23 protein-coding genes and 1 pseudogene are annotated in these 25,133 nt (G+C 52.9%); 12 read left to right on the top strand and 12 right to left on the bottom strand.

Translation table 11 applies throughout. The features are described 5' to 3' along the window. Positions 1–94: 94 nt before the first annotated feature. A complete protein-coding gene (locus tag Q8O92_04310; protein MDP2982536.1) occupies positions 95–1,186 on the bottom strand; it encodes a DUF5009 domain-containing protein in 1,092 nt (363 codons plus the stop codon). Between the two features lie 181 nt (positions 1,187–1,367). Between Q8O92_04310 and Q8O92_04305 the strand changes: the two genes are divergently transcribed. The 5 genes from Q8O92_04305 to Q8O92_04285 all read left to right on the top strand — a co-directional run bounded on the left by Q8O92_04305 (position 1,368) and on the right by Q8O92_04285 (position 10,459). Then, positions 1,368–2,285 carry a hypothetical protein gene (locus Q8O92_04305; GenBank protein MDP2982535.1) on the top strand — a complete coding sequence of 306 codons (918 nt, stop codon included), beginning with the start codon at positions 1,368–1,370 and terminating at the stop codon, positions 2,283–2,285. Positions 2,286–2,761: 476 nt separating this feature from the next. Continuing rightward, the gene (locus tag Q8O92_04300) at positions 2,762–4,903 is read left to right on the top strand and encodes a transglutaminase-like domain-containing protein (protein ID MDP2982534.1); all 2,142 of its coding nucleotides are present in this window, start codon (positions 2,762–2,764) and stop codon (positions 4,901–4,903) included. Positions 4,904–5,164: 261 nt separating this feature from the next. After that, positions 5,165–6,616: a hypothetical protein gene (locus Q8O92_04295; GenBank protein ID MDP2982533.1), complete on the top strand. Its 1,452-nt coding sequence runs from the start codon at positions 5,165–5,167 to the stop codon at positions 6,614–6,616. A gap of 259 nt (positions 6,617–6,875) precedes the next feature. Next, entirely contained in the window at positions 6,876–8,204 is a 1,329-nt protein-coding gene (locus tag Q8O92_04290) for a hypothetical protein (GenBank protein MDP2982532.1), read from the top strand. Positions 8,205–8,260: 56 nt separating this feature from the next. Beyond that, positions 8,261–10,459, top strand: coding sequence for a transglutaminase-like domain-containing protein (locus Q8O92_04285; GenBank protein MDP2982531.1), 2,199 nt, complete (start codon positions 8,261–8,263; stop codon positions 10,457–10,459). Positions 10,460–10,508: 49 nt separating this feature from the next. Here the strand turns inward: Q8O92_04285 and Q8O92_04280 are convergent, their stop codons facing one another. Continuing rightward, positions 10,509–11,450, bottom strand: coding sequence for a hypothetical protein (locus tag Q8O92_04280; protein MDP2982530.1), 942 nt, complete (start codon positions 11,448–11,450; stop codon positions 10,509–10,511). A 509-nt stretch (positions 11,451–11,959) separates the two neighbouring features. Between Q8O92_04280 and Q8O92_04275 the strand changes: the two genes are divergently transcribed. Then, a complete protein-coding gene (locus tag Q8O92_04275; protein ID MDP2982529.1) occupies positions 11,960–13,897 on the top strand; it encodes a hypothetical protein in 1,938 nt (645 codons plus the stop codon). Positions 13,898–13,979: 82 nt separating this feature from the next. Beyond that, positions 13,980–15,941: a hypothetical protein gene (locus Q8O92_04270; GenBank protein ID MDP2982528.1), complete on the top strand. Its 1,962-nt coding sequence runs from the start codon at positions 13,980–13,982 to the stop codon at positions 15,939–15,941. Positions 15,942–16,032: 91 nt separating this feature from the next. Here Q8O92_04270 and Q8O92_04265 read toward each other — a convergent pair whose 3' ends face one another. The 10 genes and pseudogenes from Q8O92_04265 to Q8O92_04220 form a co-directional block, all read right to left on the bottom strand. Then, positions 16,033–16,260 (bottom strand): hypothetical protein, encoded by a 228-nt coding sequence (locus Q8O92_04265; protein MDP2982527.1) that lies wholly within the window; start codon positions 16,258–16,260, stop codon positions 16,033–16,035. After that, positions 16,257–16,394, bottom strand: a complete 138-nt coding sequence (locus Q8O92_04260; protein MDP2982526.1) for a hypothetical protein — start codon at positions 16,392–16,394, stop codon at positions 16,257–16,259. Before Q8O92_04260 ends, Q8O92_04265 begins: the two co-directional genes overlap by 4 nt. Beyond that, a pseudogene (locus tag Q8O92_04255) lies at positions 16,375–16,586 on the bottom strand (type II toxin-antitoxin system HicA family toxin). Before Q8O92_04255 ends, Q8O92_04260 begins: the two are co-directional and overlap by 20 nt. Continuing rightward, positions 16,583–16,828, bottom strand: a complete 246-nt coding sequence (locus Q8O92_04250) for a type II toxin-antitoxin system HicB family antitoxin (GenBank protein ID MDP2982525.1) — start codon at positions 16,826–16,828, stop codon at positions 16,583–16,585. The pseudogene Q8O92_04255 and the gene Q8O92_04250 overlap by 4 nt, the downstream one beginning before the upstream one ends. Before the next feature lie 233 nt (positions 16,829–17,061). Then, positions 17,062–18,144, bottom strand: a complete 1,083-nt coding sequence (speY, locus tag Q8O92_04245; protein ID MDP2982524.1) for a deoxyhypusine synthase — start codon at positions 18,142–18,144, stop codon at positions 17,062–17,064. Next, positions 18,141–19,052 carry an agmatinase gene (gene speB, locus Q8O92_04240; protein ID MDP2982523.1) on the bottom strand — a complete coding sequence of 304 codons (912 nt, stop codon included), beginning with the start codon at positions 19,050–19,052 and terminating at the stop codon, positions 18,141–18,143. Before speB ends, speY begins: the two co-directional genes overlap by 4 nt. Beyond that, positions 19,013–19,561, bottom strand: a complete 549-nt coding sequence (locus tag Q8O92_04235; GenBank protein MDP2982522.1) for an arginine decarboxylase, pyruvoyl-dependent — start codon at positions 19,559–19,561, stop codon at positions 19,013–19,015. Before Q8O92_04235 ends, speB begins: the two co-directional genes overlap by 40 nt. A gap of 531 nt (positions 19,562–20,092) precedes the next feature. Next, on the bottom strand, positions 20,093–20,293 hold the full coding sequence (locus tag Q8O92_04230) for a DUF3800 domain-containing protein (GenBank protein MDP2982521.1): 201 nt from the start codon (positions 20,291–20,293) through the stop codon (positions 20,093–20,095). 174 nt (positions 20,294–20,467) lie between these two features. Next, complete coding sequence (locus Q8O92_04225; protein ID MDP2982520.1) at positions 20,468–20,695, bottom strand: type II toxin-antitoxin system MqsA family antitoxin; 228 nt, start codon at positions 20,693–20,695, stop codon at positions 20,468–20,470. A gap of 26 nt (positions 20,696–20,721) precedes the next feature. Beyond that, the gene (locus tag Q8O92_04220) at positions 20,722–21,651 is read right to left on the bottom strand and encodes a radical SAM protein (GenBank protein ID MDP2982519.1); all 930 of its coding nucleotides are present in this window, start codon (positions 21,649–21,651) and stop codon (positions 20,722–20,724) included. Between the two features lie 237 nt (positions 21,652–21,888). Between Q8O92_04220 and tsaB the strand changes: the two genes are divergently transcribed. The 5 genes from tsaB to Q8O92_04195 all read left to right on the top strand — a co-directional run bounded on the left by tsaB (position 21,889) and on the right by Q8O92_04195 (position 25,126). Further along, entirely contained in the window at positions 21,889–22,623 is a 735-nt protein-coding gene (gene tsaB, locus Q8O92_04215) for a tRNA (adenosine(37)-N6)-threonylcarbamoyltransferase complex dimerization subunit type 1 TsaB (protein MDP2982518.1), read from the top strand. Between the two features lie 13 nt (positions 22,624–22,636). Then, the gene (locus tag Q8O92_04210) at positions 22,637–23,434 is read left to right on the top strand and encodes a DUF116 domain-containing protein (protein MDP2982517.1); all 798 of its coding nucleotides are present in this window, start codon (positions 22,637–22,639) and stop codon (positions 23,432–23,434) included. After that, entirely contained in the window at positions 23,424–24,488 is a 1,065-nt protein-coding gene (locus Q8O92_04205) for a thiamine biosynthesis protein (protein ID MDP2982516.1), read from the top strand. Before Q8O92_04210 ends, Q8O92_04205 begins: the two co-directional genes overlap by 11 nt. 117 nt (positions 24,489–24,605) lie before the next feature. Further along, complete coding sequence (locus tag Q8O92_04200) at positions 24,606–25,001, top strand: cupin domain-containing protein (protein ID MDP2982515.1); 396 nt, start codon at positions 24,606–24,608, stop codon at positions 24,999–25,001. Then, entirely contained in the window at positions 24,974–25,126 is a 153-nt protein-coding gene (locus Q8O92_04195) for a hypothetical protein (protein ID MDP2982514.1), read from the top strand. Before Q8O92_04200 ends, Q8O92_04195 begins: the two co-directional genes overlap by 28 nt. The last annotated feature ends 7 nt before the right edge of the window (positions 25,127–25,133 follow it).

Here is a 25,133-nt window from a genome sequence, read left to right as displayed (position 1 = left end):
ACTTTGATTGCTCCGTTCTATATTATGAACATAATATAGCAAGGTATTTATAAAACTAAAGCGTTTTTAACGAACCAGCGCGCCGGGGATGACATCATATCCTCAACACAATCTTCCGTTTATACAGCCAGTACGCCAGGTACCAGATCGCCAGGAGCACGATGTTCCTCTGCATAACCTTTCCGGCATCTCCGAGGTAACGGAGAAACGGCATGGTAAAGATTGCCAGGAAGTTATTCGTCCATCTCCCCAGGAGCTCGTCGAAAAGGTAGAGGAAAATTGGGTTCATCCCGGCGATGACCAGCACAGTTGCCCATTTCCGGTATCCCCGGACATCGACAAGCCAATAGAAGAGGGATAGAACCAGGAGACACCATCCGCCGCTCTCGATGATGAACGAGGCGGTGCAGATGCGCTTCACAATAGGGATAACCGGGTCCAGCGCCAGACCGAGAAGGACGCCTGTGACACCCGCTGCTGCGAGGAGCCAGACTTTCCGCAGGGCTGGACGGCCGCTCATGAGAACCAGCCCGGCGATGACCCCCCACATCGTGTGCGCGGTGGAGCCGATAAAATTGATGGCCACCCAGCCGCCTCCCGGATTGATCTTGCCCATGAGGATTTGATCCATGTAAGCCCCCAGGTTACTGTCTTTCGCCCAGGGATCGGTCACCCCCGGAAGCGGAATGAACCGGTAGGCGAGGTAATCGAGGAAGAGAATGGCGAAAGAGACGACGATCTGGGTGCGGATTTGCTTCCGCATGAGGAGAAAGGCGATGAGATAGGTGAACGAAAGCTGGGTCAGGACATTCCACAATTCCCAGACCGGTTTCCCGCTGTAGTAGCAGTGGAGCATAACTCCCAGAAAAAACAGGATGACCGACCGCTTGAGAACATGGAGGAGGCTTTTCCCCCAGGTTTCGCCGCGCTCCCACCTTCGGGCAAAGGAAAATGGCATGGCCACCCCGACGATGAACATGAAAAAGGGCTGGATCAGGTCCCAGAAATACATGCCGTGCCAGGGATGGTGGGTGACCTGCTGCGCAAAGAATCCCCAAAACGGGTAATCTTTCAGATAGGAAAGGCCGAATCCGCCCGAGACCAGGAGGATCATGGTCAGTCCACGGAAAGCATCGAGAGATTCCAGACGGCCCTTTTGGGAGAGAAGTTTCTGTTCGCCGCTCATGAATATAATTCCTTCGAGGCAAAGGAAAGGTTCGGTTTTCCTTAAAACAACGGAACTGTATCACACTTGTCAATAAAAAAGTTGCGGACAAATAGCTTGACCCGTCCCAACGGTTATTGTACATTCGCAGAAAGCCTTTCCCTATTTTTGTATTCTGTACTGTTTCAGGAGGGATTCTGCCATGTCAGCAAGATTTCTTTCTTTGATGCTTTTTTTTATGTTCACTCTGCCCGCAGTTTCATTTTCCCAGAGCGCCGCCGGGCCGGTCGAGGTGCGGAGACTCGACTCCTCTCCCTATACTCCGGGAAAGGATCCCGATATCGACCTCTACATCAGCAACTGGCGCGATTCGCAGCCCCGTCACACCTACGGTTCCCTGGTGGAGCGCGATGTCCTAACCAGGGGAGACCCGGCGCACCCCACCCGTAAAGGGGCAGTGCTCAAGTTTGTGAACCGTTTCAGCCATGCGAGCCTCTACGCCCGCGCCTCGACCACTCCGACGGCGCTCTCCGGGGAACAGGTGATTCTTTACTTTCTCTCCGGGAAAGGGGTAATCAAGTCCGGACAGAAGACCGCCGACCTCCGCGAGGGAATTTTCGTGTTCATTCCCGACAAGTGCTCCTTCCAGATGACCAATACCGGTGATGAGCCCCTGACCATGTATCTCATTGCAGAGCCGATTGTCAGTTCTTCGTTCAAGCCGCCAAAAGAAATGCTCACTGTAGACGAGAACACCCTGCCCATCTCCTCTTCCAACGGCCACTGGTCAATGATAATCAAAACCGCATTCAATATCGGGAAGGAACTATCCATTATCGAGTATGTGAACGCCATCGTGTTCGATCCCATGACCATCGGGCATCCCCATGCGCACCTTGAGGGCTGCGAGGAGGTCTGGACAAGCCTTGAGGGAACGAGCATCCTCTTTCTGGGGAAACAAATCCGCATGCAGTCTCCCGGAACCGCCTACCTCTGCCCGCCTTACGGCGACTGCACCCATTCCAACATCAACCATACGGACAAGCCGGTGAAATTCCTCTATTTCGCGGTCCGTGAGGATTGGGAGAAGAATGATAAAATAAAGAGGACGAAAGAGTAAAAAGAAATGGATGAAGAATGAAGGGATAAAGGATTGTCTGAACCACTGATGTGTATGATAAATATGATTAAAGATGATGAAAAATTAAGGAATGAGTGTTTTGTATAAGCCTCGATATTGCTCCGGTAATTAAAGAGTGACATCGGATGACGTCATGCCGAACTTGTTTCGGCATCTATTCCAAGTATTGGAATCAATATTTATTCGCCGGAGCAATAATCCTGTGCTCCTGGAATACATCATTCCGAACTTGATTAGGCATTTGTCGATGACAATACATTCTTGAATTGTTTATCGGAGAAGTATCATCTTTTATCATTTACATCATGCGAATCAGTGGTTCAGACTATCTTTGTATCTTTTCGAAAAGCAATCTTTCATCCCGGTCATCCATTCATCCTGATCATCCGCGGTTCAGACATACGGTTCAACCGGGAACAGGGCAATATATAACTTCACTAAAAAAAGGACACGGAATGAAATACCTTCTGAACACGGCCATCGTCATCGCGCTTTCCCTTTCAGGTGGTTCCGCTCCCGCTCAGGAAAAGGTCACCACCTCCTGGGGCGGCGATGCCCTCAAGGTCTATGAAACCGGCTTCATGCACATGGTTATGAAAGCGCCGGGAGGCGGAGTCCAGCTTTTCAACATGGAGCTTGTGGAAAATGATTCCCCGGGTTCCGGGGCGAGCGAAAAGGGAATCTCGAACGATGTCATATGGGGAAAGCAGCAGGCGAGGAAACTTTTCTTCCTCGAGGATCCCCGCGCCCGCAAGGCATGGCTCGTTTACTTCGTCTCCCGCAAGGGGAAATTCCCGCTTTCCCTGAAAGTGAACGGCAAACCCACCCGGATCGATTCCTGGGATGAGAAAAAAAACCGTGAGATGTACCGTTGGAACGAGTTCCCCGCGGAATGGCTGGTGAAAGGGAAGAACACTATCGACCTCTCCTGCCCGGAAGCCTCATCGGAGCAGGATGGATGGCAGGTGTACCTTTCCCGCGCGGATGAATTCGAGGACGGCGGCGGCGATCCCGCGCATGTGGGGGAAACCTCGTTTAAATCCCTGGACGGCGGAGAAACATGGAAACGAAGCCCTTTCGGCCCCCTCGGGCAGACAGCGGCAGAGTATTCAATCCGTCTCAGCCTCGACCGCTCTGTGAAAACCGGATGGCTCGCAAGTCCGGTCATAGACCTCTGGAAGGGGGATGCGAAGGATACAATCGTCCCCCAGCGCGAGATTCGGAAGCTGAAATTCTCCCTGCGTTCCGAGGCGCCGGAAGAAACGACGGTGGAATGCTTTATCCGGAGAGGAAGCGATCCCGATCCGTTCTCATCGGAATGGGAACCCTACCAGTTCATCGGCCAGGGGGCGGCGGTCGATTATGAGACCGGCGGCGCGGCGCTCAACCGGCGGTATGTGCAGTTCCGCATGGTGCTCTCAACGAAGAACCCGCTCAAAAGCCCCGTAATCAAGTCGATGCAGCTCACCGCCGAGCTCAACCAGCGCGTCCCGCTTCACCAAAACATACGTGTGGTCGAAGCTGACAATCCCCCGATTTCGTACTCCTCGCTCCCCTGGGAATGGGAAAAATGGGACCGGCCCGAATTCTCCGAGCTGCGGAAACGTGAAAACCTCGATGAGGTCATCGCCGGCAGCCGCACGGAGTTCGACGCCCAGGTGAAGCTCCTGCACTATGTATTCAAGCGCTGGTATCCCGGCGGGACGCTTCCGGAATATCCCGGATGGGATGCCCTCTCCATTCTCAGACGCATAGATACCAGCGGCGGAGGCGGCATGTGCATCCAGTTCGCCAACGTCCTCGGTGGGATGTGTATGGCGTACGGGTGGCAGGCGCGGCTGATTAACTGTATCGGCCATGAGGTCATCGAAGTTTGGAACGATGAGTACGGGAAATGGATTTTCTTCGATGCTGAGTTTTTCGACCATTACAACTACGACCCCGCCACCGCCGAACCCCTCGACATGCTCGAGCTCCATAAACTCTATTTGGACTACTATTTCCCAAACCACACGATCGACTGGATGAACGACATGATTCCCTGGAGAAATACTCTTCCGGGTAAACCGCTGCCTGTCAGGCGCGGCATCGCCACCCCGAATGATAAGATCCTCATAAGTCATTTCGGAAAGGTCATTACGAGCGGATTTGCCAACGCTGCATTCATGCGGCTCATACCGCGGAACAACTGGTATGAAAAATCCACTCCCCGCCCTCTCACCCACGGCAATACCTGGTGGCCCTGGGACGGCTACATTAACTGGTACGACGACCGTACGCCCCCAAAACGCCAGTACGCCTGGCATACAGACCGTCCGCAGGACATGTGGCCCGATTTGAACCTTGTGCACGTGGATGCAACCCAGGGATTCGGCAACGACCGCCTGTTCCTCCGATTCGAGACCTACACGCCGAATTTCAGCCATTTCGAGGTGAATGCGGATGACACCGGCTGGAAACAGACCGGTGAACGCTGGACATGGCTCCTCCAGTCAGGGAGGAACACCCTGAAGGTTCGGGCGGTCAGCAAGCTGGGGGTGAAGGGGAAACCGTCCTCGTTCGTGCTGAACCATGCCGATGCTCCGTTCGGGGAATAAAAAGAAGGATTGTCTGAACCACTGATTTGTGTGATTAAAATGATAAAAGATGATGAAAAGATAACAAGCTTGAGAGTATTCAATTAAGAAGTTGATGTTTGGAGATAGATGCCGAAACAAGTTCGGCATGACACGTGTCATCCTGAACTCGTTTCAGGATCTGATTGAGCAATTACTGTTGATATTGCTTTTATCATCTTGTATCATTTACATCATGCGAATCACTGGTTCAGACAGTCATTTTCAGGAGGAATTACCTGCATGTACAAGAAAATATTCATTTCCGCCCTCCTGTTTTCCCTCTCGGCAGCCGTCTTTTCTCAGACTCCGAACCGCGCCGGGGAATGGAAACAATGGGAGACACAGTACGACAAACAGAACATCCGCCTGACCGGAAAGATGTACACCGACTCCTCTCCGGATTTCCTTGCCGTTCCCGCTGACTACCCCTTACTTCGCGATTTCGAGGTAGCGACTGCCGCGCCGATTGTGGATTTCGGCATCATCCGGGGCTACGAGCCGTGGTACCTTCCGGTTCTCTACAGCGACAACTCCAGAGTTGGCGGCATATGGGAGGGATATGGCGATGTAACGCGTGGGCCGGACGGCTGCTTCTACTTCTCAATCGGCGACCATCGTGCTTACAACGGGAACGCCTACATCGTCCGCTACGACCCCGGGACGAAAACCCACCGTATGGTGGTGGATCTCCGTAAGACCATGAAGTGGACCCCGAAGGATTACCCCGACTCCAAGATACACGGCGACCTGGACATCGACCCGCAGGGGAACATGTGGTTTTTGTCGTACTTTGGCCCTTTCCCAACGAAGGAGGAGTGGGATACAATATACAAGGGAAGCTATCTGTTTCATTACAACGTGTTCAGTGGAAAGCTGGAGAACCTCGGCATCCCGCTTGAGGGCTCCTCATGGCCGTACTATAACTATGACTGGAAACGGGGAATATTCTTCGCAGTGGCCGAAGAAGACGGCGTGGTGTTCGTCTACGACACGAAAAACCGCCGGACTCTTTACGCCGGAGCGCCCAAACACGGAATCTCCTGGCACCGCCGCTGCACCATGCTCGACAAGAACACCGGCATCTTCTACTCTACGGATACGGTGACGTATCCCAGCGGCGAGCGGTATCGCGGCGAGCAGTATTTCGTGAGCTACACGCAGCGGAACAATGTGTTCACGAAAATGAAGGCGAAGGCGCCGGCCAACCCCGCAAACGGCAGGCCCAATCCCATCCGCTCGCATACGGAATACAAAACCGCTGGGGGCGCTTTCTGGTGTTTCAGCGAGAACGGCGCGTTTTTCAAGTTCTGGCCGGCGGAGGACCGCACGGAGCTTATCGGCCCCAACTGGGGGCGCGAGGGTCTCTACACGGCGAACATGTGCCAGAGCCCGAAACTGCGCTATATCTACTATATGCCCGGAGTCGGCTCGCGGGCCATGGATTTCGGGACGCCGGTAGTCCAGTACGACACACAGACCGGGAAAAAGAAGGTACTCGGCTTCCTGAACGCCTTCTACCTCCAGAAATACGGGTATAATGCCGGAGCGCCCTACGGCCTTGAGATGGATGAGAAAGGGGAGTCTATCTTCTTCTATGTCGGCGGCGGATTCTCGGGAGACCGTAAAAATCCCCGGTTCATACGCCCTTCGATGTTCCGGTTCCATATCCCTGAATCCGAGAGAAGAGAATGAGGGCATAGTATCGCGGGTTCTATACATGACGACATAAATAATTGCGAATGTTTTGAGTGTTAAGATCCTGAAACGAGTTCAGGATATAGCAGACTCTTCGACAAGCTCAGAGTCCGCTGACCGAGCACTGAGCTTGTCGAAGTGCACGTGTCATGCGCTGGTTTTGAACTTGTTTCGGCATCTATATTTGAAAGAAACCCAATAAAATATGTCTCAAGTATAAAGGCATAAAAGGGAAAGCAAAGAAAGGAGGAAACACATGCGGAAAATAGCTCTATTTATTCTTATTACGTTCATAATAGCTGCCACCGCACAGGCGAAGGATCTCCCGGAGTTCATGATCTTCACCTACGGGGATAGTTCACCTGCCGCCCTGACCGAGAACATGGTGAAACAGCTCGCGGAGGCAGATTTCAATACGCTCCACGGTCCCGCCGACAAGCTCGCCCTTTGCAAAAAGTATGGAGTCAAGCTCATGATTCCTCATCCCGGTTTCGAGACAGCCGCGCGGCTTAAGGGCGACCCGGATGTCTGGGGATACGACATCATGGACGAGCCAATCTCCCTGAAACAACTGTATGAAGCCGCAGACTCGGTTAAGGCATACCACGCGGCGGACCCGACCCATCTGACCTTCGTGAACCTAAACCAGAAAGCCGGGCACTGGATCAGGCTTTTCATCGACACCGTGCAGCCCGATTTTCTCAGCTACGACGAGTACCCGTGGTGGTACGGCGGCATATACAGGTGGTTCTCGGTCGAGGATCCCCTGTATGTGAAACTCGAACAGCACCGTGACGAAGCCATCGCCGCAGGCCTCCCGCTCACTGTCTGGCGCGAGGTGAATACCCAGAGAAACGTGCCCGGCTCCATGGACCGCAACTGGATCACTCCGCCGGACAACGAAAAGAAAATCCGCCTGAACATCTATGCCACACTCGCCTACGGCGCAAAAGGAATCCTCTGGTTTTTCAGCCCGCTCCTCTTCGACAAACAGACGGGGGAGATGAACGAAACCGGCAGGCAGGTCGCCGGGATCAACCATGAGTTGAAACGGCTGGGGCCGGTTCTTTTCCCCCTTACCTCGACCGGCGTTTTCCATACACCTCCCGTACCCAAAGGTTCGCGGCAGACCACTCCCGACCATTGGGTGCAGCTTATGGAAAAAGGCCTGATGATGGGTACATTCCGGGATAAGGATAAGAAAGAATATGTCCTGGCTGTCAACAAGGATTGGAAAACTGCCCGGAAAGCAACCCTGCAGTTTCGGTTGTTCCTGCAGGAGGTCAATTCAGTCGAGATGCTCGATAAGCAAACCGGGGAATGGAAAACTCTTCCGCTGAGCGAAGGAAAAGATACCCGGGATCATAAAAAGATTTATAACATCGACACTATCCCCCCGGATGTTAAGCAGTATATAACCTATAATCGCAAAGCCCTGACCCCGAAGGAGCTCAGCTTCTTCGAGCTGTACCATACCTACCGTCCCCCCTATCAGGCGGTATCGTTCACCCTGGCGCCGGGAGACGGGGAGCTTGTCCGGGTGATCTTCAAGGACGGCCAGGATATACCGGATCCGAGAAAATAGGAATGGAAACCTCACCTGCCCTTCGGGCACCCTCTCCTAATTAGGAGAGGGTCGGGGTGAGGTTAAAAAATGGAAATCATGCCATTATGAATGCTTATTGGAAAAAGACGCTTTTCATCGTCCTATCATTTCTCATCACCTCCCCTGCACTCTCCGAAACGGTGAAAACTTCCTGGGGCGGAGGTGCGGAAATGGTCTATGACGCCGGTTTCATGCAGACGCTCATGAAACACCCTTCGGGAGGGGTGAGCCTGTTCAACCGTACGCTCATCGAGAATGACAGCCCGGGGGTGGGGGTCAGTGAAAAAGGCCCCAACCTGGATGCTGTCTGGGGGAAAAACCGGGGAAGAAAAATCTTCTTCCTCGAAGATCCCCGCGCTTTCTCCGCGTGGATTGTGATCATGCCCGCCTATGGGAAACCGTTGAAGCACCCCCTGAAGTTCTTTATCAACGGGCACGAGACCGAGTATGACCACCCGGAAACCAAACAGACAATCGACTACTACCGCTGGCTGGAATTCCCCGCTAAATGGCTCCAGAAGGGGAAGAACACCATCGACTTTGCCTGCCTTGATGCAAAAACGGAGGATGAAGGCTGGCTCATTTTCACCCCAAGGGCGGATGATTTCCCGCAGGGCGGCGGCGACCCTTCCCATGCCGGAGAAACATCCTGGAAGTCCTTCGACGATGGCAAGACATGGAAAGAAAGTCCTTTCGGCCCCGACGGAAAGACCAGAGCCGAGTATACGGTACGGCTCAGCCTCGACCGGTATGAGCAGTCCGGCTGGCTGGCAAGCCCGGTCATAGACCTGTGGAAGGGCGATTCGCAGGATTTTATCGTCCCCCTCCGCGAGATAAAGAAGATGAGGCTCGCCATCCGGGCGGAAACTCCGGAAGGAACAAAAATAGAATACTTCCTCAGGAAAGGCGCCAATCCGCAGCCGTTCTCGCCGGAATGGGAATCGTACCGGGCGATTGGAAACGAACCCTCGCTCGATTTCGAAACCGGAGGCGCCGACCTCAATGTTACCCCGGATACTGCTTCGCAGCACCGGGGGCCCCTCCGCCGCTATGTCCAGTTCAAGGCTGTTTTATCCACCGTCAATCCGCTCCGGAGTCCCATAATCAAATCAGCCGCGGTCACCGCGGAGCTGGAGCAGCGCGTTCCCCTGCACCCTAATATCCATGTGGTCAAACAGGAGAATCCTTTCATCAAATATTCCTCCATCGATTTTACATGGGAACCCTGGGACCGCCCGGAATTCAGGGAACTGCGCCGAAGGGAAAACCTCGATGAGGTAATCGGCGGCAGCCGCACGGAATTCGACGCCCAGGTGAAACTTCTCGATTATGTGACCAAACGGTGGCACCAGAGCGACGCTTTTCCCGGGTATCCGGCCTGGGACGGGCTTTCCATCCTCGACCGTATCGACCGCGCCGGCGCCGGGGGATACTGCACCCAGTTCAATCTGCTCCTCAGCGCCATGTTCCAGTCCTACGGCTGGGAGGCGCGGCAGGTGAACGGCGGCGGTCATGCGATCATGGAGGTCTGGAACGACGAGTTCGGGAAATGGATATTCATGGACGCCTATACATGGGGCAACTGCTATGATTATGACAAAGAAACCGTGGAACCGCAGAGCCTCCTGGAGCTTCATGAAAAATTTCTCGACTACTACTTTCCGGATCGCCCCATCGAATGGGGGAAAGACAGCAGTTTCGAGTACAAGCTCATCGAGGGCAAAGAGCCTCCAGTAAAACGCGGCTCCAACAGCAATTACCAGGGAACTCATCTCACCGGTTTCCTCAACGGGGTTTTCGTGCGTTTTGTGACCCGCAACAACTGGTTTGAACAACCCCTGCCCAGGCCGGTTACCGATGGGAGCAGCATGGACTGGCCGCTCCAGGGTTTCGTCAACTGGTATGACGGAAAAACCCCGCCCAAACGTCACTACCGCTGGCACACCGACCGTCCCCGCGACATGTGGCCCGATCTCAACAAAGTCCATGTGGACGCAACGCAGGGATTCGGCAACGACCGCCTGTTCCTGCGCTTCGAGACCTACACTCCCAATTTCAGCCATTTCGAGGTGAATGCGGACGACACCGGCTGGAAGCAGGTGGGCGAGCGCTGGACATGGCTCCTCCAGTCGGGGAAGAATTCCCTTCTGGTACGGGCGGTGAATAAACTGGGGGCGAAAGGGAAGCCTTCGGTGTTCGTGGTGAATCACGCCGATGCGGGGCTGGGGAAATGACAGGGAGGAAAGGTGCGTGAGGAACAAGATTCCGCTCTGATTAATATCCTCACTTTGCGATAAAAGAGCTGTTCGTTCTCTCGTCACGGATGCTCAGGCCTGTGGGAAACTTGATTTCAAATTCTTTGTCCGGTAGGGTGATGTTTATCGTAAAATCCTTGCTCACCGAAAGAACCGTTTTCCCCCAGTATTTCATTTCCTTCGTTGTATCATCGTTCCGGTATGTATCGATCTGTTGTTTTTCCGTAAACCAAATATCATCCTTAATTTTCCGTAATGTATTATTCACTGTTTGTATTTTTCCAAGATTTGATGATCTTTCCCAGCGCATTATCCGGTACATTCTACTCGGCGCGATCCATATCTTATTTGTCACTTCCATGTTATTTTGCATTACCCGTGTGCCTTGCAATACCTTGCAGGGAATATTTTCAATTGTTTCGTCGCCAATCAATTGAAGTTTTGAGAGGTTTTTATTGATATAAACCGCAATCGGCTCACCGTTGATATTAATGCAGTTGAATCTCGGGTCACACTTTCCATACGGGACATCATTCTTTTTGCCCACGGACCCTGCAGAGACAAATGAGCCGTTCGGGCCGATAGCCTCTTTTGTGAGATTATCTGTCTTTTCTCCATTCCACGCCCGATGAAACTCGGCGGGATGACTCTTTCCGTCAGGCATCTGCATAAGGAGTTTTTCGTCACACCTCATCTTTGATCCCTGAAATGAATACACAATGTCTACTTTCTGATAATCGGGAGGAGCGGGCATCTTCGGGTTTTCAACAGTTGAAGATCTTTTTTGAAGTTGGGAAAAAAATTCGTATGTTATACTCCCCTTTCCGCTCACAATCAGGGAATCACACTGCGCAATATTTTTAAGCAGTATATTTACTTCAGAAGGATATGCGCCTTCAGCGAAAACAAAATCAGATACCGCTCCCCAGAGCAAAAATGCACCTGTCATTACCATGATAACCCATTTCATGATAGTTCTCCTTTGGAGATGTGTTTTTTAGAACAATTCGTTGGGGTACGCCAGATAATTCAGCACAGATTCCTATCGATATAATGCATCTTTTCATAATATATATATAACTACCGGTCTGTCAAGAAGTTTATATGTATATATATTTTGTTTTATTCCATATTGCATTCATGATGACATGAATTTGAGGTTCATTACCTCACCCCCATCCCCTCTCCTAGTCAGGAGAGGGGTGACTCTCAACTGGCCATCTTTTCCCTCTCCTGACCAGGAGAGGGTGCCCGAAGGGTGGGTGAGGTTTTCAAAATGCAAGAATATTTGATAGTGTCTACTTGAAAAACAATTGGAATTATAACATTTTTTATATACATTTTAACAACCAATGATACTGCATCATTGGGATGAATAATGCCTTTTCATTTATATATTTGTCTTGATAATCTTTTACCTCCAGATTATTTTGGTTTTAATAATAGACGATCTGAACGACACATTTACGGAGGCCGACCATGAACCGTATAACATCCGTCATCCTTGTTCTCTCCCTCGTCGCCATCCTCTCCCCCACCTTCTCTTTCGCCGCGATCAATGCGATCACTCCCGGAAAATTCACAGTGGAGCCGCCGACTCTTATCTGCGCCGGGTTTGAATGGCTCATGCAGGGCGACGACAACAGTAACGCCTCGGTGGAAGTCAGCTACCATAAAAAGGGCGCCGCCGAATGGGAAAAAGCGCTCCCGCTCATGCGTCTCCATGGCGAGAAAGTCGTATACAAGGCGGTGGAAATGGACTACACCGCGCCAAACATGTTTGCGGGGAGCATTTTCGACCTCGAACCGGGAACGGCGTATGAATGCCGGTTTGTGCTGTCCGACCCCGATGGAGTCAAAGGGAATGCGACAAGGATTGTCTCCGTAACTACCCGTCCGGAGCCGAAAGCTTTCTCCGGCGGCCGTACGCTCCACGTTTATCCTCCGGATTTCAAGGGCAAAAAGGAGGAGCCTTCCTTTGTCAGCATCATGGAAGCCTATTACGGGCCGGGAAAAGGTCTCTGGCGCAGCGCGAATATACAGCCCGGCGACATTATCCTTGTTCACGCAGGGCTGTACAAGTCAGAGCGCATCAGATACTATGAGCCTCTGGGCCTTCATTTCCACGGCGCATATCAGCTCTCCAAAAGCGGTACACCGGAAAAACCAATAGTCATCCGCGGCGCAGGCGATGGCGAGGCGATCATTGACGGCGGCGGAGTGTACCGGATGTTCGATGTCATGTTCGCAGATTACAACTATATCGAGGGGCTGACCATCAGAAACTGCGAGGTTGCAGTGTATGCAGGACTGCGCTACACCCACGGCTGCAATGGACTGGTAGTCCGCAACTGCCGGATGGAAAATGTGGGATGCGGGGTCAACGCCCAGTATGGCGGAAGCCGGAATTTCTACATCGCCGACAACGTGATCCTGGGCCGTGAAGACCAGAACCGCCTGCACGGCTGGACGGGGAACTGGGGAAAATACGGCCCATTGTCCGACCTCAAGTCCTTTATCGCGGTCGATATCAACGGCCAGGGACACGTGGTCTGCCACAACTATATCGCCTACTTCCACGATGCCATCGATTGCACCGAGCAGGGCCAGCCGGAAAAGGAGGAATGGAAAGCCGTCTCCTTCGACTTTTACAACAATGACCTGCATATGATGGCGGATGATTTCATCGAGGGCGACAGCAGCGTGCACAACATGCGGATATTCCGTAACCGGGGGCTCAATGCCGGGCAGCACGCGTATTCGGCCCAGCCCATCTTCGGCGGTCCTGCCTATTTCATCCGTAATATCGCTTATCACATACCGTCCGGAGGAGCGTTAAAGTTCAATATCTATCCTGCAGGAGTCCTCCTTTATCACAACACGTTCTGTTCGGAGTGGACAACCAGCCCGCCTTTCTCCAATGTGCACCTCCGGAACAATCTCTTCCTCGGAGAAGACTACCCCAAAAGGCCGATTCTCAGCGTCAGCACTTATACGAGCTACACCTCGTTCGATTACGACGGCTACCGTCCCAACAAGGAAGTGGAGTTCCAGTTCCGCTGGAGATCTCCCGGCCCGGGCAAAACCATGGATTATGCCCTCGGCAAGGACGCCTTCTCCGGGTCATACAAGACCCTGGAGGAATTCACCAAGGCCACAGGCCAGGAGCAGCATGGGATTACAGTTGACTACGATATCTTCCGGAAGGTACCGAAGGCCGACCCGGACAACCCCGGTCAGGTTTTCTTCGCGAAGGACTTTGATTTCAGTCTCAAGCCGGACGCGAAGGCGGTTGACGCCGGTTGCATACTGCCCAACATAAACGACGGTTTCACCGGGAAAGCTCCCGATCTCGGCGCACTCGAGGTCGGCGCCCCGGAAGAGGTGTACGGGCCGCGGACGGGATTAAAGCCGTAAGCCCTCACCCCCATAAAGTGTGCGAGTGGTAACCATTCATTTCCCAACCCTGATGCGCTTTTGCGTAAATTGGAGGAGACAAATGAAACAATACCAAATGATATTGACCGTGCTGGTGTCCCTGTTTGTGCTTGCTCATTCCGCACAGGCCGCGCCACAAACCGCCGCTCCAGCAAAGCCTGCGAATGCGGTCACACCCGGAAAGTTTGAGGTGGAGCCGCCCACGCTCCTCTGCGCCGGATTCGAATGGAATATCCAGGGCGACGACAACCGGAACTCATCTGTTGAGGTAACCTACCGTAAGAAAGGAACAACCTCATGGAAGCAGGCGCTTCCTCTCCTGCGTATGAACGGCGAGAAGATCATTCATAAGGTGGTGGGCATGGACTTCACCGCTCCGAACAGGTTCGCGGGGAGCATCTTCAACCTTGAGCCGGGCGGGACGTACGAGTGCCGGTTTGTCATGAAAGACCCTGACGGAGTGAAAGGTCAAGCTACACAATTGGTCACCGTGACCACCCGCCCGGAGCCGAAAGCGTTCGAGGGAGGCCGGGTGCGCCATGTCTACCCGCCCGATTACAAAGGCCCGAAGCAGGAGCCCTCCTATGTAGGCGTAATGGATGCCTATTACGGACCGGGGAAAAGCCTCTGGGGCACCGGAGGAGAATTCGCCGCCCGCCCCGGAGACATCATCCTCGTCCATGCCGGATTATACAAATCCGATCGGAAGAAATATTACGAGCCGCTCTGGATGCATTTCCACGGCGCCTATGTTCTGACCAAGAGCGGTACTCCGGATAAGCCCATTGTCATTCGCGGCGCTGGCGACGGCGAGGCGATATTCGACGCAGACGGTGTATACCGGATGTTCGATGTCACATACGCCGATTACACCTTTATCGAGAACATCACCATCAAAAACTGCGATGTGGCTATCATGGCGGGGCTACGGTTTGCCCATGGCTGCCAGGGGCTGGTGGTGCGCAACTGCCGCATGGAAAATGTGGGATGCGGGATCAACGCCCAGTACGGCGGTTCAAAGAATTTCTATATTGCCGACAATGTTATCCTGGGGAAAAAGATCAGCCTTCCCGGCTGGAAAGAGACATGGGCGGAACAGAGGCTAGGCGCACCGCTTGTTTCTTTCATCGGCATCGATATCAATGGCCAGGGGCATGTGGTTTGCCACAATTACCTCGCCTATTTCCACGATGCCCTAGATATCACCGAACAGGGCCCGCCGGAAAACGAGGATTGGAAAGTATGTTCCATCGACTTTTACAACAATGACTTTTATATGATGTCCGACGATTTCGTGGAGGCCGACTGCGCGGCGCATAACATCCGGGTCTTCAAAAACCGCGGGTTCAACGCGGGTACTCACGCCTACTCCGCGCAGCCCATCTACGGCGGCCCGGCGTATTTCATCCGTAATATCGCATACCATGTGCCTACCGGCGGCGCATTCAAATACAACATCTACCCGGTCGGCATATTGACCTTCCACAACACGCTTTGCTCGGAATGGACGACGAGCAGCCCCTTCCAGAATGTCACGCTCCGGAATAATCTCTTCCTCGGCGAGGACGCTCCCAAACGCCCCATTCTCCGGGTGACAACCTATACAAGCTCAACGACGTTCGATTACGACGGCTACCGCCCCACCAAAGATGTGGAGGTCCAGTTCGTATGGCGCTCGCCCGGCGAGGGAAAAACCATCGACTACGAGCTGAAAAATCCGCTCACCGGTTCGTTCAAAACCCCCGAAGAATTCTTCAAGGCGACCGGCCGTGAAGAACACGGCATCCTGGTCGATTACGATATCTTCCGGAATGTGACGAAAGCCGATTTTGAAAAACCAAACACGATCTACGATCCGAAGGATTTCGATTTCCGCCTCAAGCCGGACGCGAAGGCGGTTGACGCCGGGTGCATACTTCCCAACATCAACGACGACTTCACCGGGAAAGCTCCCGATCTCGGCGCACTCGAGGTCGGCGCCCCGGACGAGGTCTACGGGCCGAGAACGAGAAACCGGCCGTAAAAAAAACGGAGGCATATCGCCAAAGACGCATGGGCGTTACTGGCGTTATGATAGAATGGGAGAACGTGAAAAAAAGTATGGGTCACCAAACTCATTGTGAAGCTGCATGCACACTGCCTTTAGCGAGTTCTATCAGACCACGCAAAGCCTGATTGACAGTCTTTGCGTTTGGAAAAGCCTCAGCAATGTCCGGATCGAGTACTATTACATTGGAGGATTCTTTCATCCGCGATGAATATTTACCGCGAACCATCACACCAAAGTCCTCTCGGTGGTACTCAGGACGTAGATCGTTTGCAACTGGGTCAACCTTCTTCATACAATTTCCTTTTTTTTCTCCCTGTAATCCACCCCCAATTCCGCGAGCATGGCGTCGAGGCGGATGCCGAGTTCGGCTGTGGTCGTATCGTCTACCAATATATTATTTGTACATTCATACTTCGGAAAAATCATCCCATTCAATTCCCAATTGTTTTACAGCAGCCTTGACAGTCCCTATCTTAAGATCCCTGCTACCCAATCGGATAGAATTGAAACACGCTGACTCTTGGGGTTGAACCATTTCCGGTGAGAACCCCTGCCCCTTCGAGGCAGTTCCTGGCATCCGATGGTAATAAGTTTTCGGTTAATCTCGCGATAAGTCATGGGATCGCAACTATAGCTTCAAGCCAGACAGGGCTTGTTGTATCGGAAATCTGAACATTCTTGGGCAAAACTCGTCCAAGATCATGATACGCTTCAATAGTAGCTTCAAGAGCATCTCGAACGTTTTCCAGAGCCTCTTCAATGGTGTCCCCTTCAGTCACCAATTCAGGCAGAAGAGGCGAGGTAACGGTATACCCACCCTCAGGTTGCGGTGCAAGAACTAATGGGACTTTACATATCATATAAACCTCCAATTTTAGACTGTAACAGCTTAGCAAGTGTTATTCAAAGTTAAGCTAACTATAATACTATACCCATATTGTAAATAAATATTTTCGGCGTATTAAAAGCAAGAAAAATATTAGCTTTTACAAAAGTCGAGGTTAACGGTTTTATCGTAACCGCACAGAGGCAAGGGAAAGAAAGGAATAAGGATTCCAAAAAACTCGTCCTTTTTCGAAAGGAAAACAAACTCTCACTCCTTCCTGTGTTCCCGCCAATCCGCCCGTAATTCCGCGAGCATGGCATTGAGGCGGTCATAGAGTCGTTTCTGGGGGCGCGCGATGCCGGATTCCATCATGTATGCAGTGAGCAGGGGGAGGTAAACCGTGGTGTCGCCGTAGCAGACGACGGTATCGGGGAGCATGTCCGGGTTGATCTTGCCCCAGGAGACCGCTTCGGAAGGGGTTGCACCGGAGAGTCCGCCGGTGTCCGGGCGGGCGTCGGTGAACTGGATGAAATAATCATGCCCGGTGTCCGGGAGCATGAGGATTTCCCGGATATAGGGTTCGGTCTGCATGATGAAATTCTTGGGCGACCCTCCGCCGAGCAGGAGAACGCCTGATAGTCCGCCAGCCTTTTTCGCCGAATGGACTATGGCGGCGGTCTGGTTGACATCGAGAACGACATCAAAATCGAGATTGACGCCGTCAAGGGCGAGCGCGGCCATATTCATGCCGAGGGTGGAATCTCCGGGAGAGGAGGTAAAGAGCGGAATGCCGAGTTCGGCTGCGGTCGCAAGGAGCGACCGGCTGGCGTTTTCGGGTTTTTCCCGGAGAAGTTTTTTCCCGAGAAGGTGGTGGAATTCGGCTGATCCTATCCTCCCCCGGTCGCCGAGGGATTCGCAGAAATCACGGACATAGGAGTCGGCCTCGAACAAGATGTCGCTTTTGAAAAGGATATCGTAAATCCTCACAACCCCGGCCGACCGCAGCTCACGGTCATCGAGCAGGGGATTGCCCATGTGCAGGGGCTGTTCGAGGGCGAAGTGAAGATCGTGATAGAGATTTGCGCCGGTCAGCACCATCCAGTCGATCAGGCCCGCTTTCATGAGAGGAACCAGGCAGGATCCGCCCAGACCCGCCGGGGTGAGCGCCCCTGCGGCAGACAATGCGACAGTCACACCCGGGACTGCAAACTTGCTCTGAAATATAAGGCAGGCTTCCCGTAGCCGGGCGCTGTTATACGCAAGGAATGCGCCTTCGATCAACTGGCGGATTTCTCCACCGGTGACCGGTTCGGGCGCGATTCGCTTGAAACAGTCCAGATGTTTTTTCACGGTTTCACCATGAGAAGGAGTATCTCACGGAGGACAGTCCCCGCCAGGGCCTGTGAAATCCCCGAATGATCGTACACCGGGGCAAGCTCCACGATGTCCGCCCCCACAATTTCAACGTTTTCAAGCGACTTAAGGAGGGGGATAAACTCAGAAAAGGAAATGCCTCCCGGCTCGGGCGCACCTGTTCCCGGCATGATCCCGGGATCGAAAATATCCAGGTCAAGGGACAGATAGACTTTTCTGCCCTTGAGCGAACCGGCGGCGAAAGCCGGAAAGGTATCGAGCGGCTTTCCGGAAACTCCCCCGAAATAGTGGGGATGGCGGCTGAGGATATTCCACTCCTCGGAAGCGCCGGACCGTATTCCGACCGCCGCTGTGTTCTCCCTGCCCAAAAGACCGGTTATCAGGTTCATGACTGTGGCGTGGCTGAGCTTTACCCAAAGGTACTGCTCCCGTAGATCGGCATGTGCATCAAATTGAATGACAAAAAGATCATCGCCGTACTGCTTATGCATCACCTGCACGAGCGGCCAGCTCACCAGGTGTTCGCCGCCAAGAGCCACCATCTTTTGCCCGGAGAGATGTACATATTCTTTATAAATTTTATCCAGAGCGGCAGCAGTATCGCCGAGAGGAAGCTCGAGGTCGCCGGCGTCATGGATTTTCAGCCGGGAAATGTCACCGTCGAGATAGGGGGAATAATCCTCTATCCCGAGAGTGGCGGAACGGATGGCTTCCGGCCCGAACCGCGCTCCGGGACGATTGGACGCAGTTCCATCCCAGGGGAGCCCGATAATGGCGACATCCGCCTCCCTGAGTGGGACCTGCGGCTTGAAAAAGATTCCGGCAGAAGGCATGATCGCTCCGTTCAGGTGATGAACACCGCAAGGGCCACTGCGGTTGTCCACAAGCCTGTATTCCCGCTGGCTGTCTGGGTGATATTGCTCGTATGGATGATAAGACCTGTGGCCTTGTAGAGCTGCTCTCGCTCTATCCACGCCTTGTCAGGATCGATCTCGATGCCGAGAGTGGTGCCCAGCATGGAGGCCGCCAGATCCTCCGCCATGTCGGCTGCTTTACGGTGGGTGAAACCGAATTCGTGCACTTCGCTCAGGTATCCCCAGTTCGATTTTTCCTTGGGCTGTGCGATGCCGATGGATGCGGCGATCCTTCTCCCATGTTCGGTGGTATCAATCCGTGAAATGACGGTATATCGGATGGCGCCCGGCGCCAGTTTGGCGAGACCTTCATCCCTGGAAATAATCTTGCAGCCGGGCGGCAGGATCGAGGACACCGATACGAGGTTCTGGTTGGCAACTCCGGCGTTCCTGAGCGCATCCTCAAAAGAGCTCAACCGAAACTTATGAACACCAACCCCTCGGGTTAAGAAAACCTCTCGCGGAACGTAACTCTGCATCGATGATCTCCTCACACTATGGAAAGAGCAACTTCTCAGTTACTTTTTTGTTTTGAACCCCCTGGAATGGAGCGACAGCGCACTGTATCCTATTCGACAGAATACAGACCATCGGCTGTAAGTGTAATAAAATCAGGAATATGGAAAATTACATCGTGATTTTTTCCTTCATCCTGTCTCCTTCTCGGAGAAAGTTTGATAATCAACATAAAAAAAACAATGAATGCAAGCGTTAAATGTATTCTGTTCGTGTTTATTCAAGCTGTCATACAGATACTTCGGCGGAACAATCGATATGGTATATTTTGTATAGTGCTGCTCATTCTTGAGTTCACTATATAAACATGAAATTACAAAGGGGGAGGGGGAAAGACAAGGGAAAATGAAAAAAGCGGAAAATATTGGTAAATAGTTAATTTATGATAATACAAAATAGAACAAAGGATAAAAGTCAAAATTTTATGGATTGTATGTTGTTGCCAGGCGGTGACAGCCACAGGTAAATGCTTGTTCTATGCCCTTCTATGTGCATTACATATCTTGCAAGAGCACGATGAATTCGTGAAATGCCGAACACCTACAACAACATCCATATTTTGATTTGATATTTTCGATATCATTATCACAATCTTTCCAATATTGAACGGGAATAGACACTCCAGCGAGAATATAGTGAGATGTATTACCCGGTATATCAGGAGTTCCCGACTCATCAATGTAGCATAAGTACATGGTTTTACTTTCAGATAGGTAACAAAAAAAGCGACTGGGTTTAGGGCTATAAGCCCTAAGAAGAGACGTTTGACGACTCATCCCAGACGCGAATGTTAATATATACTTTTTATTTCGAAAAAGTCAAGCACAAAAGTTTCCGCAAAAGACGCTTGGATTTCCTCCAAGCCTATTCTAAACAAATTCTGCGACCGATATGCAGCGAGTCTCCGCGAAACTCTTTCTGTGAAGTTTGATGCGCTCGATCTCAAGAAGGGTTTCCGCAGCGAGATAACTTTCGCCGCAGTGAGGGCAACTGATAATCGGCACATTCTCGATTACCAGAAGGTTCGCTCCTTTACCGTAACTGCGGGACATACGGCGAATTCGTGCGCCTTCTTTTCCGCATATATCACATACCATAGCGCTATTCCCAACATTTTCAAGTATCATTTCCTTTCCCCCGTCCACTCCCACCACTTCTTCCCCCAATGCTCAACTTCTCTCACTTCCCCACGCGCCTTCAATTCTTCCAGCATCTTTTCCACTTCTTCCTTCTCTATTCCCAGCGCCGCGCTCAAATCCTCCGCGCTTCCCGGGCGCCGCTTGATATACTCCAGAATATCTTCCTGCGTTTTTCCCGTCTCCGCGCTCTTTTCCTTTGTGAACGACGCGATGACCTCCGCCTTTTCTCCGAAGAATTTCCGTATCTCTTCCATCCGCTCCGGGGAAAGCGATTTCGCAGCCCTGTCGGCGGGCGGCCGCACAACGGTATTAAGGTGAATTGCATCGGGCTGAATTAATTGCACTGCATCGCGAAGCGCGGAGAGATCTTCCGGAGTATCGTTCATTCCATCGACCAGCATGATTTCCAGCCAGATTTTGCCGTGGTATTCACGGCGGAAATCGGCGAGCCCGCGGATGATCTCGGAAACATGGAGACCGGGATGATTCTGGCAGATGACGCGGAAGGTTTCCTCACGGGCGCTGTCAAGGGAAGGCATGACCGCATCGGCTTCGAGAACATCACGGCGCACTGCGGGGTCGAAGAAAAGCGTCCCGTTTGTGATGACACAGGTTGGGATATTTGTTATTGCTTTTACTCCCCGGATAAGCCTGCCGAGTCCGGAATGAAGGGTCGGTTCCCCTGAGCCGGAGAAGGTGATCCAGTCTGGCCGCGGGTGATGAGCGAGAAAGCCGCTGATTTCAGCGAGGACTCCGGATACCGGAGTGTATTCCTTTCGCTCCAGGGTAGTTTGGGGAGTATTCCCTATCTGGCAGTAGATGCAGGAGAGGGTGCAGGTTTTGAAAGGGATGATATCGATCCCGAGCGAGATACCCAGCCGACGGGAAGGAACCGGCCCGAAAATATATTTCATTGTCGCCTCCGTAAGAAATATATTAGGGAAAAAGGCTTTAATCAATAAAAGAAAGAAACAGGTAGACAGAAGACAAAAGACAGAATAAAAACAGAAAAAAAATCTTGTTAAATCTTGTCAATCCTGTCAAAATATTAGATGCGGCAACAAGTTCGGCATGACACGTGTCATCCTGAACTCGTTTCAGGATCTAAACACTTAAAAAACATGCGCAATTATTTATGTCGTCATCTATTGATGCTGAAACAAGTTCGTAATGACATGATCATCCTGGGAATCGAAACCGCTACCGAACGGCTCAGCGCCGCCCTGCTTCTCGAAGACTCCGCCGTTTTCGAGCGGCATGAGGATTCGCAGTCCTCGCACTGCGAGCTCCTGGCTAAATTCATCGCCGAACTGGCCGAGGAAGCCGGTATCGGGCTGCCGGAAATAGACGGCGTCGCCGTCTCCATCGGGCCGGGAAGTTTCACCGGCCTCCGGATCGGCATAGCCACCGCCATGGGACTGGCGTTCGGGCTGGGGGTGGAAACCTGCGGCATCCACACGCTTACCGCCCTGGCCTGGAATGTCAGAATACCTGGCGCGCTGGTCTGTCCGCTTATCGATGCCAAACGGTCCGAGGCGTACGCCGCCCTCTACCGTACCGGTGAGGGGTTTCCCCAAACAATCATTGAGCCGTCGGCCATACCGTTAACCGAACTTGCCGCACTGCTCGCGGGTAAGCAGGAGCCGATAACCATAACCGGTCCGGGCGCCGAGAAATTCCGTTCTATTTTGGAAAAAGCCGGAGGACCACAGTTGACATTCATCGCCCCTGAATCGGCGAAACCATCTGCGGCTGTTGTCGCAAATCTGGGACTCCTCGTATTCAAAGCCGGGGGAGGCGCCAGCCCTGCCGAACTGAAACCGGTGTATCTCCGCAGGTCGGACGCCGAGCTGGCAAAAAAGAAAAGTTCAATTTTTCCGGAATAGGACGGAGGACACCATGGAGCAGAAAACACAGGATTCGTCTAAACCGGACCGCAAGCTCGGTGATGAATGGGAAGATTGGACCGGCGACCTTGATGAGAGCATCTCCTATGAGGAGACTGCCAGCCTCTTTATTCTGTATGGCAGTCTGGCGCTTCTCTTAATTCTCGCCTGTCTCGGTCTCGTGCTCTATATGATAGAGCCGCGTCTTCATCTGATTAATCCGGTATTCGTGTTTGCGGCGCAGACGATTACTGTGCTCTTAATTCTCGTGATTGCCGGGCTGGGAACGATGGTGATCGTAAGTGCGTTCACCGGCAGGAATCTCTTTTTCCACAGCCGCCTCGGGCAGGTGGCGGCCTCGCGCATACTTCCGCTTGCGCTCACCATCGCCCGCCGCCTGGGAATCTCCCGCGACAGGCTCGGCAATTCCTTTGTCATATTCTCCAACGCTCTGGTCAAAGCCAGCCATAAGCCGGGCGCTGGCAAAACCATCATCCTCATCCCGCGATGTCTCAAAGCTGAGATGCGGAAAGAAGTACAGGAACTGGGGAACCGCGCCGGGGTTGGCGTATTCATCGCTACCGGCGGCGGCGAGGCCCGCCAGGTAATCCGTCAGGAGAGGCCCTCGGCGGTTATCGGTGTGGCCTGCGAGCGCGATCTCATCAGCGGTATCAGCGATGTGGCTTCCACGATTCCTGCCATGGGTATCTGCAACAAACGCCCCGAAGGCCCCTGTAAGAACACTCTCATCAATCTCGACGATCTAAAAAAAGCCATTGAGACCCTGACCGGAGTAAAATTTGAACAATAAAAAGAGTGACCAAAAGAAGGTAATTGGCATGTTTTCCGGCGGCCTGGACTCCATCCTCGCCGCGAAAATTATGGCTCTAGAAGGTTTCGAGGTCATCGCCCTGCATTTCTACACCGGTTTCAGCGGCCTTCTTTCCCGTGAGGTGGAAAACGGCCCTTTCTGGAAATGGGAACCTGCTCCCGAGGTGGTTGAGGCGGCGCAGACGGTCGGCGTGACCCTGAGGCCGGTGGATGTCAGCGGGAACGAATACCTGGACATGCTGGCCAATCCGCGCTACGGTTACGGGAGCGCGGCCAACCCGTGCATAGACTGCCGCGCGTTTCTGCTCGCAAGGGCGCGGGAAATCATGGAAAAAGAGGGCGCCATCCTCGTGTTCACCGGCGAAGTCCTCGGACAGCGCCCCATGTCTCAGAACAAACCGGCGATGGAGCTGGTGATGAAAAAGAGCGGGCTTGAGGGCAGGCTCCTGCGACCCCTTTCCGCCCGGCTCCTGGAACCCACCATCCCGGAAAAAGATGGGAGTGTGAACCGTGAGAATCTTCACAGCTTTCACGGCCGTTCGAGGAAGCCGCAAAAAGCACTGGCAGCCGCTCTCGGCATCGAGAAGTATCCCCAGTCCGGCGGAGGATGCCTACTCACCGATCCCGGGTTCGGGGCAAGGGCGCTGGACCTCTATGCCCACCTCGACAGCGGCAGGCTGACCATGCGCGATATGAATTCCCTCAAGGCGGGCCGTCACCTCCGGCTTCCGGGCGGGATCAAGGTGATCGTTGGCCGAAACGAACGCGAGAACAACTACCTCGCAGAGCTTTTCGTGAGCGAAAGCTGGATATTCGAGGCCCGTGATTTTCCCGGCGCCTCGGTGTTTGCCCCCGACGACATGGTAGAAGGGGATTTTTTACGAATTGCCGCTATCGCCGCCCGCTACGGCAAGGGGAATGATCAGGAACAGGTGGCTGTGACTGTGCGGCGCGGTGAAACCATACAGGAGTTGACGGTGCGCCCAGCCCTGCATGAAGAGATCGAGCCGCTGATGATCAGGGAAAAACTGTAGGCCGCAGATTACACGGACACGGATTGAAATAAAAAGAAGAAAATTTGACAGGATTAACAGGATTGACAAGATTATAAAATAATCATGTAACTACTTTATAAAGAAAGGTTTGCACCCATGCCCATCAGAAAAATCGGTGAATTCACCAAGAACCTCCAAAAAGGCTCGGTGTCCCTGTCCGCTGGCCCGGATGGAAAAACCGACAGCATTCCGGAAGCCAGTGTGAGCTATATAGAACTGCCCCCCGGCGGAGAGGTGAAACCGCATATCCACAATCGGGTGGAAGTATATATATTCCTCACCGGAAGGGCTGTCGCCATGGCCGGGGACACCATAACCGAAGTTTCCACAGGAGATGTGCTCATCGCCCCCATCGGGACACCGCACGCCCTTAGGGTAATCGGCGCAGAGCCGCTCCGCTACTATGCTTTCAACGCGCCTCCGGCTTCCTCCTGCCCCATGATCTCCGCGCCGGAGGAAGTATTGTGGAAATGGAACCAGGGTACCATGTAGAGTACATGGCGCTCCCCGAACCGGTGGTTGCCGACCGTGAGGCGCTGCACGACTGGCTGGAGCGCTCCTGGCAGTATGCCCGGTCGCTTCCGCCCAAAGAAAAAAAGTCAAGGAAAAAGCAATGATGAAATG

It is taken from the genome of Candidatus Latescibacter sp., from assembly GCA_030692375.1.
GTDB lineage: Bacteria > Latescibacterota > Latescibacteria > Latescibacterales > Latescibacteraceae > JAUYCD01.
The sequence above is the reverse complement of the archived record's forward strand: the minus strand, read 5'-3'. Positions and strand labels throughout refer to the sequence as shown.